Raw genomic sequence first — 242 nt, forward strand, 5'->3', positions numbered from 1 at the left:
GTGAAGGTCAGGGCACCGTGGTTGTTGATCGGCAAGCCAGTCGGGCCGGTCAAGGTGACGGTGTAGACGATGTTGCCGCCTTCGGTCACTTGCTCGGTAGCCGTCAGCTTGGCCACGACTTCGGTCAGCGTGTCCTTGATTTCGACACTGGCCGAAGGCTTGGTCAGCACCAGGTTCTCGAACGAGCGACCATCCGGCACGCTCGTACCGGTGATGCTCACAGTCAGGGAGCCGCCGTCGAC

1 protein-coding gene is annotated in these 242 nt (G+C 62.0%); it reads right to left on the minus strand.

Annotated elements, in window-relative coordinates; translation table 11 throughout:
• Positions 1-242, minus strand: a 242-nt coding sequence (locus tag ACN6NG_RS30075) for a hypothetical protein (RefSeq protein ID WP_474317573.1), incomplete at both ends; no start/stop codon positions are given.

It is taken from the genome of Pseudomonas sp. TSO6, from assembly GCF_056098905.1.